Origin of the sequence: Isoptericola halotolerans, assembly GCF_013149785.1 — a bacterium.
GTDB lineage: Bacteria > Actinomycetota > Actinomycetes > Actinomycetales > Cellulomonadaceae > Isoptericola > Isoptericola halotolerans.
The window spans coordinates 42,367-55,454 of record NZ_JABEZU010000002.1 but is presented as its reverse complement, the minus strand read 5'-3'; the positions used below and the strand labels follow the sequence as shown (position 1 = coordinate 55,454).

Annotated in this window: 13 protein-coding genes; 10 read left to right on the top strand and 3 right to left on the bottom strand. The window is 72.6% G+C overall.

Features of this window, described 5'->3' with window-relative positions; translation table 11 throughout:
- The first annotated feature begins 402 nt into the window (after positions 1–402).
- Positions 403–1,752 carry an AAA family ATPase gene (locus HDG69_RS07995; RefSeq protein ID WP_343036338.1) on the top strand — a complete coding sequence of 450 codons (1,350 nt, stop codon included), beginning with the start codon at positions 403–405 and terminating at the stop codon, positions 1,750–1,752.
- The gene (locus tag HDG69_RS07990) at positions 1,749–3,485 is read left to right on the top strand and encodes a tetratricopeptide repeat protein (protein WP_171783285.1); all 1,737 of its coding nucleotides are present in this window, start codon (positions 1,749–1,751) and stop codon (positions 3,483–3,485) included. The genes HDG69_RS07995 and HDG69_RS07990 overlap by 4 nt, the downstream gene beginning before the upstream one ends.
- A 22-nt stretch (positions 3,486–3,507) precedes the next feature.
- Here HDG69_RS07990 and HDG69_RS19345 read toward each other — a convergent pair whose 3' ends face one another.
- Complete coding sequence (locus tag HDG69_RS19345) at positions 3,508–4,476, bottom strand: cold shock domain-containing protein (RefSeq protein WP_171783284.1); 969 nt, start codon at positions 4,474–4,476, stop codon at positions 3,508–3,510.
- Between the two features lie 37 nt (positions 4,477–4,513).
- Here HDG69_RS19345 and HDG69_RS07980 point away from each other — a divergent pair, with 37 nt between their 5' ends.
- The 3 genes from HDG69_RS07980 (at position 4,514) to HDG69_RS18955 (ending at position 7,924) form a co-directional block, all read left to right on the top strand.
- Entirely contained in the window at positions 4,514–4,948 is a 435-nt protein-coding gene (locus tag HDG69_RS07980) for an SRPBCC family protein (RefSeq protein WP_171783283.1), read from the top strand.
- A 79-nt stretch (positions 4,949–5,027) separates the two neighbouring features.
- Complete coding sequence (locus HDG69_RS07975; RefSeq protein WP_171783282.1) at positions 5,028–6,677, top strand: cation:proton antiporter; 1,650 nt, start codon at positions 5,028–5,030, stop codon at positions 6,675–6,677.
- A 23-nt stretch (positions 6,678–6,700) separates the two neighbouring features.
- The gene (locus HDG69_RS18955) at positions 6,701–7,924 is read left to right on the top strand and encodes a glycosyltransferase (protein WP_171783281.1); all 1,224 of its coding nucleotides are present in this window, start codon (positions 6,701–6,703) and stop codon (positions 7,922–7,924) included.
- Here HDG69_RS18955 and HDG69_RS07965 read toward each other — a convergent pair.
- Together HDG69_RS07965 and HDG69_RS07960 are read right to left on the bottom strand one after the other, a co-directional pair.
- Positions 7,902–8,954: a hypothetical protein gene (locus HDG69_RS07965; protein ID WP_171783280.1), complete on the bottom strand. Its 1,053-nt coding sequence runs from the start codon at positions 8,952–8,954 to the stop codon at positions 7,902–7,904. The two genes, HDG69_RS18955 and HDG69_RS07965, sit on opposite strands and share 23 nt — an antisense overlap.
- Before the next feature lie 125 nt (positions 8,955–9,079).
- Complete coding sequence (locus tag HDG69_RS07960) at positions 9,080–9,748, bottom strand: O-methyltransferase (RefSeq protein ID WP_171783279.1); 669 nt, start codon at positions 9,746–9,748, stop codon at positions 9,080–9,082.
- Between the two features lie 117 nt (positions 9,749–9,865).
- Here HDG69_RS07960 and HDG69_RS07955 point away from each other — a divergent pair, with 117 nt between their 5' ends.
- The 5 genes from HDG69_RS07955 (at position 9,866) to HDG69_RS07935 (ending at position 13,079) form a co-directional block, all read left to right on the top strand.
- Positions 9,866–10,201 carry an ArsR/SmtB family transcription factor gene (locus HDG69_RS07955; protein ID WP_171783278.1) on the top strand — a complete coding sequence of 112 codons (336 nt, stop codon included), beginning with the start codon at positions 9,866–9,868 and terminating at the stop codon, positions 10,199–10,201.
- Positions 10,198–10,692, top strand: coding sequence for an SRPBCC family protein (locus HDG69_RS07950; RefSeq protein WP_171783277.1), 495 nt, complete (start codon positions 10,198–10,200; stop codon positions 10,690–10,692). The genes HDG69_RS07955 and HDG69_RS07950 overlap by 4 nt, the downstream gene beginning before the upstream one ends.
- A 62-nt stretch (positions 10,693–10,754) precedes the next feature.
- Positions 10,755–11,876, top strand: coding sequence for an AI-2E family transporter (locus HDG69_RS07945; protein WP_171783276.1), 1,122 nt, complete (start codon positions 10,755–10,757; stop codon positions 11,874–11,876).
- A gap of 9 nt (positions 11,877–11,885) precedes the next feature.
- The gene (locus HDG69_RS07940; protein WP_171783275.1) at positions 11,886–12,467 is read left to right on the top strand and encodes a 1-acyl-sn-glycerol-3-phosphate acyltransferase; all 582 of its coding nucleotides are present in this window, start codon (positions 11,886–11,888) and stop codon (positions 12,465–12,467) included.
- 51 nt (positions 12,468–12,518) lie between these two features.
- Entirely contained in the window at positions 12,519–13,079 is a 561-nt protein-coding gene (locus HDG69_RS07935; protein WP_171783274.1) for a GNAT family N-acetyltransferase, read from the top strand.
- Positions 13,080–13,088 lie beyond the last annotated feature (9 nt).

Genomic DNA, 13,088 nt, shown 5'->3' with positions numbered 1-13,088 from the left:
GCGCCACGGCGACGTTGCCTGCATGGACGAACTTCGTCGACTTGGCTGGCCCCTACTCCAGCGCAAATGCCCTTTCTCACCTTGGTGCTGAGTGACACCGGCAGACCGCGAGCACGCTCTGGAGCTCGTGATGCTCTTGGCGACCGGCGAAAACCGGTTCGAGGGCCGGCGCGCTGCTCGGGACCACCGACAGCGAGCTCGGGGGTCGCAATGCTGGGCCGAGGATTCCGCCACCTTAGTGAGAATCCGACCATGACAAGCTCATGCGAACCCGCAGGTCACAGCTCCGCAGATCCGACCGTTTCCGCGAGAGCCTACAAACGGGCCCGCGGAAACACGCGGGTTGTAGCATCCAGACCTGTCCGGTGCGCCGTGTCCCGCAGCCAGTCGAGGAGCCCCTCTGTGTCGAACGTCCTGGAGCACATGGCGGTCGCCGTGCAGGCCGCCCCCGACGACGCGCCCCTGCGCGTCCAGTACGCCCGCCTCCTGCTCTTGCACGAGCGCCACGCCGAGGCGCTCGAGCACGCCAGCACCGCCCTGCGTCTCGACCCGACGCAGGGCGACGCCCTGGCCCTCGTCACCGAGGCCGCGACCGCGCTGACGACCCGAGGGCCGGCGGCCCCGCAGCCGTCGGTGCCTCAGGCCGCCCCGGACGGCACCCCGGACAGCGCTGCGGAGGCCAGCCCGAGCGGCGCCCCGGACAGCGGGACCCAGGACGCGACGTCGTCGGACGGTCCCGGCTTCGACTGGGAGCGCGTGGAGGCGGAGCTGGGCGTCGACGTCCCGCAGCCCTTCGTGGACGCCCCCGCGGGACCACCCGGCGAGCCGTCCCCTGTCCCCGTCCACGACGAGACGCCGTCGGCCGAGGGCCTGCTCGAGGTCTCCCACGAGACGATCACGCTGGACGACGTGGGTGGCCTGGAACCGGTGAAGAAGCGCATCCGCGAGGCGTTCCTCGAACCGATGCGCAACCAGGCGATCGCCAAGGCGTTCGGCAAGTCCCTGCGCGGCGGGCTCCTGCTGTACGGACCGCCGGGGACGGGCAAGACCTTCATGGCGCGCGCGGTCGCCGGCGAGCTCGGCGCGCGCTTCCTCACCGTGACGCTCGCGGACATCCTCGACAAGTACATCGGGGAGAGCGAGCAGAACCTGCACCAGCTCTTCCAGCGCGCCCGCCAGCTGGCGCCCGCGGTCCTCTTCCTCGACGAGGTCGACGCGATCGGGGGCAAGCGGACCCAGTACACGGGGTCGTCGGGCATGCGGACGGTCGTCAACCAGCTCCTGCAGGAGATGGACGGCATGGGGTCCGACAACGACGGCCTCTTCGTGCTCGGCGCGACCAACCACCCCTGGGACGTCGACAGCGCCCTGCTGCGCCCCGGCCGGTTCGACCGCATGGTCCTGGTGCTCCCGCCGGACGCGCCGGCGCGCGAGTCGATCCTGCGCCACTACCTCGAGGGGCGGCCCGTCGCGGGCATCTCGCTGTCGTCGATCGTGGACCAGACCGACGGGTTCTCCGGCGCCGACCTGGAGCACCTGTGCGCGTCGGCCGCCGAGAAGGCGATGATGGACTCGATCGCCTCGGGCGAGGTCCGCCCGATCACCATGGACGACGTGCGCGCCGCGTTGTCCGAGGTGCGCCCGTCGACGACGGCGTGGCTCCACTCCGCGCGCAACGTCGTGTCGTTCGCCAACAACGACGGGCGCTACGACGAGCTGGGGGCCTACCTGCGGTCGCGCCGGATGCTGTGAGCACCGGTCCCACGCCCCGCCCGGCGCAGGACCCGGTCGGCGGCCACGTCACGCGCGCCGAGATGCTGGTCGACGCCGGCCGGCCGGAGCAGGCGCTCGAGGGGATCGAGGCCGCGCTGGCCGAGCACCCGGACGACCTCCGCCTCCACCTGACGTCGGGGTGGCTGCACCTGCGGCTGCAGCGCTCCGCGGACGCGCAACGCATCCTCGAGCAGGTCGTGGCGGGCGCCCCGGACTACGGGCAGGGGCACGTGCTGCTGTCCGTCGCCCTGCAGAACCGCGGTCGGCTGACCGAGGCGCGCACCGCCGTCGAACGCGCGGTCGAGCTCCAGCCCGACGACGCCGCGACCCTCGTGCAGCACGCCGACGTGCTGACGAGCGGTCGGGTGCGGCGCGCGGACCGCGCGCTGGCGATGGACCGGATCGGCCGGGCGCTCGAGCTCGAGCCGGAGAACCCGAGCCGCCTGCTGGGCGCGGCGTCGATCCACGCCAAGCTCGGGGAGCGCGACCGCGCCCGTGAGCTCGTGCGGCAGGGCCTGGCGACCTCCCCGGAGCACGAAGGGCTGCTCTACGCGGACGCCCAGCTCGCGGCGGACGACGGGCAGCACTCCCGGGCGCTCGTCGGGGTCCTCTCGCAGAACCCCGAGCACGCCGAGGCCGGCTACGTGCTGTTCCTGCGCGTCTGGCAACGGCTGCTCGCGCCGATGGACACCGCGATCGCCGTCCTGGCCGCCGCCGCGCTCCTGGTGGCGTGGACCATGCGGAACAGCATGCTCGGATTCTTCGTGATCTGGGCCGCGGTCCTCGCCGTGGTGCTCGTCGTCTCCGCCCTGCGATCCTGGTCGGTGCTGCGGCACGTGCCCCGCGCGCTGGTGCGCCGCAGCCTGCTCGACGGCACCTGGGCCGGTCGACTCGGCACGGTCGGGCTGGTCGTGGCGTGGACGGCCGCGGTCCTCGCGCCGGTCGCCCTTCTCGTGGTGCGCGATGCCGTCGCCGTCCGGTGGCTCCTCGTCCTCCTCGCGCTCTCCCTGCTCCTGGCAGGGACGGGCTCGGTCATGCTGCGGCGCACCATGCTGCGGCACGGCCGGGAGTCCGGCTACCTCGGGGCGTCGGAGGTCGGGCTCGCGCGCGCCGCCGCGATGCGCGGCGGGTACGGGAAGGCCTCGGCCGCCCGGTGTCTGCTGGTCGTGCTCGTCGCCCTCGTCGGTGCGGCGTCCGCGCCGGGCGCTGCCCGCCCGGACGCGCTGCCCGTCGCCGCTCTCGGCGGGGTCGTGTGGGTGCTCCCGCTCCTGCTGTGCCTCTGGCAGCTCCGCGGGCTCGACGCCGCCCTGCGAGGGGAGGGCGCCGAGCCTGCCGCCACCGAGGGGGCCGGACGTCGCGGCCGCGGCACGGTCGGTCTCGTGTCCCTTACCCTGACGACCGCGGCCCTCGGCGCCGTCGGCCTGCTCGCCGTCGTGCACGTTCCCGTCCTGCCGAACGAGCACGACGCCGACGGGAGATACGTCGCGACACCGGGGTCCGGTGGGTCGACCTCGTGCGCAGGCTCGCGCTACACCCGGATCTCCTGCGTCCTGCGGGAGAACCGGGAGCGGACGGAGCAGTGGGAGGATCGCGAACCCGTCGACATCCCGACGTTCGACGTCCCCACCCTCGACCTGGACATCCCGGACATCGAGATGCCCGATGTCCCTGACTTCGAGGCTCCCGAGCTGGAGGGCCCGGACGGCGGCTGACCGCCGTGGCGGGCCGACCGGCTCAGAGCAGCTCGACGCCGTCGGCCTGCGGCCCCCGGTCGCTCTGACGCACCTTGTAGCGGACCCGGTCGCCCTCCTCCAGGACCTCGGAGCCCTTCACGACCGACACGTGCACGAACAGGTCCTCGCCCCCGGCGTCCGGGCTGATGAAGCCGAACCCGCGGTCCGCGTCGTAACGCGCGATGGTGCCCTCGCCGCCACGCACCGGGCGGCCGGAGGCCGCGGGACGGCCCGACCGGCCCCTGTCCGTGCCGCGGTCAGCACCTCGGCCCGCGCCGCGGTCAGTGCCACCGCGGGCACCGGAGCCGCGCACGAGCCGCACGTTGCGGGCGTTCGGCCCCTTGTCGCCCTCGACGACGTCGTACGTCACGCGGGCACCCTCGGCGAGCTCGGTCAGTCCGCCGCTCAGTGCCTTGACGTGGACGAAGATGTCGCCGCCACCCGCCTCGGGAGCGATGAAGCCGAAGCCCTTGACCTCGTCGTACCAGGTCACGGTGCCGTCGGCACCATCCGAGGGCACGGCACCCCGGGCCGCTTGCGCCGCGAGCGGCAGCAGGTGGTCCGCCTGCGGGCCCTTCTCGCCGTCGACGACGAGGAACGCCACCCGCTGCCCCTCGATGATCACCCCGCCCCCGACGATGGCGGAGCTGTGCACGAAGATCTCGCCGCGACCGTCGTCGGGCGTGACGAAGCCGTACCCCTTGGCCGGCTCGTACCAGGAGACGGTCCCGAGCACGCCCGCGGCGGCGTCGGCGGCCCGGTCGCCCGTGACACGGACGCGGCGCGCCTGCGGACCACGATCACCCTCGCCCACCTCGAACTCGACGGCCTGCCCCTCGCGGAGCACCTTCGGCCCGTCGTCGCCGACGATCTCGGACGCATGCACGAACAGGTCCTCGGCCTCGTTGCCGAGATCGATGAAACCGAACCCTCGGTCGGTGTCGAACCATCGGACGGTTCCCTGGGGCACTGTGAACTCCTTGTCTCGGAAAAAGCTGCTGCCCCCAGTGTCCCTGACGCCAAGCGCACCCGGTTCACCCGCCTGCTCACCACCCGCCGACAACGACCCCGACGAGATCGCCCGGTGGATGTCCCAGGGGCCCGAGGCGGCGGACGACGAGCTCGGGTCCCTGTCGTCGCTGGTCGGCAGGTCGGATCCGGCACCGGCCGACACCGACGGCATCTCCCTGGCGTACGACGCACCGGCCACGATCACGGGAGTCCGGCTGACCTGCCTGGGCGAGGGGACCTTGGAGTTCACCGTGCACATGGACGGGACGGGGAGCGGCTCTTCGCGCACGGTCACCGATGTCCCCGGCGGCCCGGACGCGCACGAGGAGTCGCTCTCGGTGACCGAGGTCACCGAGGTCCGGGTCACCGCGACGGGCGCCGACCGTGACGGCGCCTGGCGCGCCGTCGTGCTCGGGCACGAGCAGGGCTGAACCTCCTCGGCCTGCCGAGTCACCGCAGTGATGGGACGGTGGTTCCACGACGGTCGGCTGCAGAGGGAGGTGTCGCCCGATGACCGGGCAGGACCTCTCGCTGCTGGCCGCGATCCTCGCGGTGGCGGCACTCGTGGGCCTGGTCGCGACACGGCTGCGTCAGCCGCTGATCGTCTCGTTCATCGGCGTCGGGATCCTGGTCGGCCCGGTGGGCACGGGGTGGGCCACCGACATCGAGGAGATCGAGCTGCTGGGGCACCTCGGGATCACGATCCTGCTGTTCCTGGTGGGCCTGAAGCTCGACCTCCACCTCATCCGCACCACCGGTCCGGTCGCCCTCGCCACCGGCCTCGGACAGGTGGCCTTCACCGCGGCGATCGGGTACGGCATCGCCCTGGCGCTCGGCATGGACCACGTCACGGCGATCTACGTCGCGGTGGCCCTGACGTTCTCCTCGACGATCATCATCGTCAAGCTGCTGTCGGACAAGCGCGAGATCGACGAGCTGCACGGGCGCATCGCCGTCGGCTTCCTCATCGTGCAGGACCTCGTCGTGGTCCTCGTGATGATCGCCCTGACCGCCTTCGGGCAGGAGACCAGCGACAACGTCGCGCTCGACGTCGTCCTCGTGATCGGCAAGGGTGTCGCGCTGCTGGCCGGGGTCGCCCTGACCATGCGGTACGTGATCCCCCGCCTGCTCCCCCACGTGGCCCGCTCCCAGGAGCTGCTCGTGCTCTTCGCGATCGCCTGGGCGGTCTCGATCGCCGCGACGAGCGCCTGGCTCGGGTTCAGCACCGAGGTCGGCGCGTTCCTCGCCGGGATGTCCCTGGCCTCCACCCCGTTCCGTGAGGCCATCGGTGCACGGCTGGTGAGCCTGCGCGACTTCCTCCTGCTGTTCTTCTTCCTGGCGCTCGGTGCGCAGCTGGAGTTCGCCGACGCCTCGCGACAGCTCGGCGAGGCCGCCGTGCTGTCGGCGTTCGTCCTCGTGGGGAACCCGCTCATCGTGCTGGTCATCATGGGGTTCATGGGATACCCGGTGCGGGTGTCGTTCAAGGCCGGGCTGACCGTCGCCCAGATCAGCGAGTTCTCCTTGATCCTCGCGGCGCTCGGGCTCAGCCTGGGGCACATCACCTCCGTGACGGTGAGCCTCATCACCGTCGTCGGGCTGATCACCATCGGTGCCTCGACCTACATGATCCTGTACTCCCAACCGCTGTTCGAGAAGCTGCAACCGGTGCTGGGGATCTTCCAGCGTGACTCCGCCCGCCGGCACACGGTCCCCGACGAGACGCCGGACGCCGACATCCTCGTCTACGGCCTCGGCCGGCTCGGCGGGCAGCTCGTGGACCGGCTCACGACCACCGGGACGTCCGTCGTCGCGGTGGACTTCGACCCCGACATCGTCAACGCCTGGAACCGTCGCGGTGTCACGGCGGTCTTCGGCAGCGCGGAGGACATCGACCTCCTGGAGTCGCTGCCCCTCGCCCAGGCGCGCTGGGTGGTGTGCACCGTCCCGTCGTCCGACGCGAACCTCACCCTGCTGCACGCCCTGCGCCACCACGGCTACCCGGGGCACGTCGCCCTGACCGCGCTGTCGGCCCGCGACGCGCGGCGCCTGGAGGCGACCGACGCCGACGTCGTCATCGAGCCGTACGCCGCGGCCACCGCCGCGGTGCTGGACCGCATCACCGACCGCCTCGGGGCGGACGACGAGCGCGACACTCCCTGAGGCACCACCCGAAGGAGGCACCTGTGAGCACCGTCCTGTTCTGCCCGGTGATGTTCAACCTGGCCGAGACCACCCGGATGATCCAGGTCGCCCGCGCCCTGGACCCTGCGCACTCACCGGTCTTCATGGGGTACGAGCACGACTACGTCGACCTGGTCCGCGACGCCGGCTTCCCCTACCGTGCGTGCCTGCCCGCCTGGGACCGGGCGCAGCGCGACCAGGCGCTGGCCTTCGACCAGGGGCGAGCGTTCCGCAGCCCGTTCACCACGGAGCTGGTGCGTGAGCGCGTGGCGGTCGAGCGCCTGGTGATCCGCAGGACCGGCGCCCGCGCCGTCGTGACCGGTTCCAACCTCACGTCCTTCCTCTCGGCGCGGGCGGAGGGCGTCCCGCTGTTCTACCCCGTCCCGTTCGCGCTGACGGCTCCGCAGGTCGAGCAGACGCCGCGGATGAGGTTCGTCGACGGCACGAGCGGTGCGGCCCGTCGTGCTGATCGAGCGGCGACGTCGGCCTTCCGCTGGGTATACACCGCCGCGCCGCTCGCGCCGCGGGCGTTCACGACAGTCGCCCGGGAGAACGACGTGCCCGAGCTGCGGACCGCGGCCTCGCTGCTGCGCGCGGACCACAACCTGCTCACCGAGATGGACTGGGAGCTCGACGGGTTCGACCTGCCGCACGACTTCGAGCGGGTCGGCCCGATCTTCGCCCACCTCGACGCACCACTGCCGCCGGTCGTCGAGGAGCTGGCCGCTGCGCCGGAGCCGCTGGTCTACCTCGGGCTCGGGTCGTCCGCGAGCCGGGACCTGGTGCTCAAGGCAGCACGGGCCCTCGGTCGGCTGCCGGTCAACGTCGTCGCGCCCGTGCGGCACTACCTCGAGGACGACGACGTCCTGCCCCCGAACGTGCACGTCACGGACCTGCTGCCCGCTCACCGCCTCGGCGGCCTGGTCGGCGCTGCCGTCCTGCACGGCGGGCAGGGCACCGTCCAGACGGCGTGCGCCACCGGGGTGCCGTTCGTCGGCATGGGCCTGCAGCCGGAACAGACGTGGAACGTGCGCCGGTGCGCCGAGCGCGGCAACGCCGTCGCGGTCCCGCCCCGACGCGTGAGCACCCAGGCCTTCCGCACGGCGGTGCACCGCGCGCTGTTCGACCCCGCCGTGCGGACGGCCGCCGCCGAGGTGCGGGAGGCCTACGCGGGCGCGGACGGCGCTGCGGCCACCGCGCGCATCATCGAGCGCGGGCTCGCCTGAACGTGAATCTCCCGGTGGTCAGGAAGTAGGGGGCCGGCGCGGGTGGCCGCCTGCCGTGGCGCAGGCCGCGTGCCGTTGCCCTCCACCACGAGGTCTGAGCGTGTGTACCGGTGGCAAACACGTGCAGGGCGTCGCCATCGGTGACCACAGCCGGGCCGCACACACCGGCCGCGTACCAGTCCTCGGCAGCGGCGTCGGTATCCAACAGCCGCTGCACGGGTGACCAGGAGGGACGTCCGGCCGGGCTGGCGGCCGCCTCGGTCGACCACAGACCCTGGGGAGGGAAGGGCTCGGTGCCGTACAGGTTCGTCCCGCGGGCGAGCACCATGCGCCACGACGCGCCGTCCCGGACGACCGTGTTGTCGAAGAACCCCTCCTCGACCGACGCGAACCGTTCCGGAGCCTCCCAGCGGACGCCGTCGTCGCTCTCGGTGTACCGCAGCTCGTAGTCCGGCCACTCACCGCGTCCGGTCTCGCCGATCGCCGACAGGAACCACATCCGCCACCGGCCGTCGGTGTGGACGACGAACGGTTCCAGCACGCTCGGCCGTGCCGCGTCGCCGGTGAGGACCGGGCCGGGGCGCCGTCGCCAGGCGCCGTCGCGGTGTTCGAGGCAACCGATCGCGTAGCGGCTCTCGGGACCCGTGATCTTCTGCGAGCGCCTCCCGGCGTAGTAGATCCGCTCCACCGTCTCGCCTTCTGCCCGGCCGACGGCGTAGCTCGGCGTGTGCATCCCCGCGGCGTCCCAGGCACGCCGGTCAGGTGGCGCACCGAGCTCGACCGCACGGCGACGGCGTCCGGTCACCAAGTGCCAGGAGTCGTCCGAGACCTTGGCACCCGCTGGAAGCCGGGCTTCGACGATGCGGACCACGAACCGGGTCGTGAACGCGCCGAGGAACATCGACCACCGCCCGGAGCGCAGGTGGACGTCGGGGTCGCTGACGCCGAGGATCCCGTGACCGGGGCGTGGGTGCTCGAGCATGCTGAACAACGGGCGTGCCTCAGCCAGGGTCCACTCGCTCGTCACCACGGACACAGCCTACGGACCGGTTCAACAGGTCGAGGCGGTCGGAGCGCGCAGCACGAAGACCTGTCGTGGCCGGTGCAGTTCTGGCATCAGAGCTGATGAAGATCTGGCACGGGCGTCGCGTGGACTCAGCACACGCGGGCGATCGCGAACCCGTCCCAACCCTTCGAGCCGACGGTCTGCAGCGCCGTCGCCTCCAGCCGAGGATCGTTGCCGAGGGCGTGCAGGAACGCTCGCGCTCCCAAGACGCTCGGGTCGTCGCTCGTGGGGTCGACGACGGCGCCGCGGCGCACCACGTTGTCACCCACGATCACGCTCCCGGACCGCGTGAGCCGCAACGCGAGCTCGAGGTAGGCGGCCATGTTCACCTTGTCGGCGTCGATGAACACGAGGTCGTACGGGTCGCTGCCCGCGTCGACCAGGTCTGACAGGACGTCGAGCGCCGGGCCGACCTCGACGTCGACCCGGTAGGCCAGGCCGGCGCGGTCGAGGTTCTCCCGCGCCACCGCTGCGTGCCGCGGGTCGAGCTCGACGGTGGTCACCCGGCCCTCGGGTCCGACGGCCCGCGCGAGCCAGATGGTGCTGTACCCGGCGAGCGTGCCCAGCTCCAGGACCCGTCGCGCGCCGGTCATCTGCGCCACGAGCGCGAGGAACGCGCCCTGGTTCGGTGCGACCTCGATGGCCGGCAGGCCTCGTTCCCGCCCGAGCTCGCGGGCACCGACGAGCGCGTCGTCCTCCTCCACGAGCTCGCCCACGAGATGGGAGTCGACGTCGCGCCACCGTGCCTCGTTGTCCATGCCTTGATCCTGGCACGCCGGCCCCGGGCGCACCGGTCGCCCGGCCCGGCTCGCTGCTGATCGCACCGGACCGACGAGCCGGCGCGACAACGCGTAAGAATCTGCTTACATATACCCATGGACGTCTTCGAGGCCCTCGGCGCACCGCACCGGCGCCGCATCGTGGAGCTGGTGTCCTCCGAGGAACGCACCGCCGGCGAGATCGCCGCGCACTTCGACATCTCCCGCCCCGGCGTGTCCCAGCACCTGACCGCCCTGGTCTCGGCCGGTGTCCTCATCGTCCGCAGGACCGGCCGCGAGCGCCGCTACTCCCTGCACGCCGACGCTCTCGCCGAGGCGGGCTCCTGGCTCGAGGCACAACGAGTCCGCTGGAACGACGCGCTCGACCGGCTCGAGCGCGAGATCGCCGCCGAGGATCTCGGCGCAGCACCCGACCAGAGAGGCACACCATGACCACGCTCGACACCGCCCGCGGCACCCTGGGTCTCGACCCGTCCGGGACCGCGCAGATCCAGTTCGTCCGGCACCTGCCCGTGCCGCCCGAGCGCGCCTGGGCCTGGCTCACCGACCCGGACCTCCTGCAGCGATGGCTGCCGGGCTGCCGCATCGAGCCGCGCGTCGGCGGCACCGCCCTCTTCGACTTCGGGGAGGAGGGCACGGCCACCGGCGAGGTGACCGCCGTCGACGAGCCCGGGCTGCTCGAGCACACCTGGGTCTGGGAGGGCGTGCCGGACTCGCTGGTGCGCTGGGAGCTGCAGGCCGACGACGGCGGCACGCGGCTCACGCTGACCCATGCGGACGTGGCCTCGGGCCCGGCACCGGAGTTCGCCGTCGGCTGGCACGTGATGCTGGACGCCCTCGGTCTGGCCACCGACGGCGCGGACGACCCCGTCGGGGCCGCGTGGTCCCGGCTCGAGCAGGTCGTCCCCTTCTACAACGCCTGACGGGGCGGCGGGCGACCCGGACGGCGAGGCCGGCGGCGGTGCGCGAACGGTAGGTTCGGCGCATGACTGCTGACACCCTGGCCGGGCAGGGCCGGTCCACGCTCGAGCGCTGGGGACGCCGCGCCTGGGCCTTCGTGGGCCTGGCCCTCGCCGCCATCGCGGTCTACCTCGGCACCTCGATGATCTCCGGGCTCGTCATCCCGCTGATCGTCGCCCTCGTCGTCGGGGCGCTGTTCGCCCCGCTGTGCTCGCGGCTCGCCCGCTGGATGCCCCGGCCGCTCGCCGCCGTCGTCGTCCTGCTCGGCCTGCTCGCCGTGGCCGTCGGGACGGTCGGCATGGCGGTCCACGGCGTCGTGCAGCAGGCCACCGAGATCGGCAGCCAGCTCACCGAGGGCTTCGAGGCCGTCCGGGCCTGGGCCGGAGACCTCGGCGTCGCGCTGCCGGACGTCTCCGACGGGGAGACCGCCGGGCTCCCCGAGTGGGGCACCATGCTGCTGTCCGGCTTCACGGCACAGCTCGGCAACGTCTTCTCCGGCACCGCCGCGCTCGCGATGGGGACCTTCGTGGGGCTCTTCCTGCTCTACTTCATCCTCGCCGACTGGGACCAGCTCATGCGCTGGACCGCGCGCAACGTGGGCGTCGCGGAGGACGTCGGCGCCGGGATCATCGGCGACGGCACGTGGGCGATGCGTCGCTACTTCCTGGCGCTGACGGTGTCGAGCGTCGTCGTGTCGATCCTCGTCGGCGCGGCCGCCTGGCTGCTGGACCTGCCGCTGGCGTTCACGATCGCGGTCGTCACGTTCATCACGTCCTACGTGCCGTTCCTCGGCGCGATCGTCTCAGGCGCGTTCGCCGTCCTCATCGCGCTCGGCTCCGGCGGCGTCGTGCCGGCGCTGGTGATGCTCGCCGTGATCCTCATCGCCCAGAACGCGGTCCAGACGATCATCCAGACCTTCATGACCCAGGGCGCCCTGAAGATGCACCCCATCGTCATCCTGGGCTCGACGATCGCCGGCGGGGCGCTGTTCGGCCTGCTCGGGGCGGCGCTGTCCACCCCCGTGGTGGCGATCCTCATCAAGATCGCCGAGAGGTTCCGCACGCTCGAACGTTCCGCTGCGGGCCCCGTCGACGACGCCGATCCCGCCCCCGACCGCGTCGCACCGGGCACGGCGGCGCACGACTAAACTCGGGCGATGCTCTCCTCGCTGCGCCGCGCCCTCGCCGGTCTCTTCTGGCGGCTCAGCCGATGGTCCCTGCGCAGCGAGCCCGTGCCGGAGCGCTCCGGCATCCTCATCGGCGCCCCGCACACCTCCAACTGGGACTTCGTGCTGATGCTCGCCATCTCGTGGCGCCTCGACATGGACATCCGCTGGCTGGGCAAGCACACGCTGTTCAACGGCTGGAAGGGTCCGCTGATGCGCGCCCTCGGCGGCATCCCCGTGGACCGGCGCGACCCGTCCCGCGTGGTGAACGACGTCCTGGAGCGGGTGGGCCGCGGCGAGGTCTTCCACCTGGTGGTCACCCCGGAGGGTACCCGCTCGGGCGACGGCTGGAAGTCCGGCTTCTACCGGATCGCGCGCGAGGCGCACCTGCCCGTGACCCTCGGGTACGTGGACCGCACCACCCTGACGACGGGCCTCGGCCCCACCCTGGAGCTCACCGGGGACGTCACCGCCGACATGGACCGCGTGCGCGCCTTCTACGCCGACAAGTCCGGGTACAACCCGGCGCTGCGCACCGAGCCCCGGCTGCGCTCGGAGCCCGGCGACGCGTGACGCCTGCACGGCGGCGGGCCCCGCGCGGCACCTGACGCTAGGCTCGCCGCCGTGCCGCTCCCCCTCACGCTGCCCGACGGCGTCAGCCTGCGTCTGCTGCGGCGCGGTGACGGGGCCGCGCTCGCCCGGGCCTACCTCCGCAACCGTGCCCACCTCGCCCCGTGGGAGCCGGAGCGCAAGGAGGCGTTCTTCACGCCCCCGCGCCAGGAGGCTCAGGTCCTCGCCGCGCTCGGCGAGCACGAGGCCGGACGCCAGTGGCCCCTGGTGCTGGACCGCAGCGGCGAGATCGTCGGCCGGGTGAACGTCACCGACGTCGTCGGCGGCGCCTTCCAGAACGGGCACCTCGGCTACTGGGTCGACGGCGTGCTGGCCGGCCGGGGGATCATGACCGCGGCCGTGCGGGCGACCGTCGGCCTGGCCCGCGACGACCTGGGGCTCCATCGCCTCCAGGCGGCGACCCTCGTCCACAACACGGCGTCCCAGCGGGTGCTGGAGCAGGCCGGGTTCGCACGCATCGGCCTGGCCCCGCAGTACCTGCACATCGCCGGGAGCTGGCAGGACCACCTGCTCTTCCAGCGGATCCTGACCGGGGACGGCGAAGGTCCCGCCTGACCTCGGGGA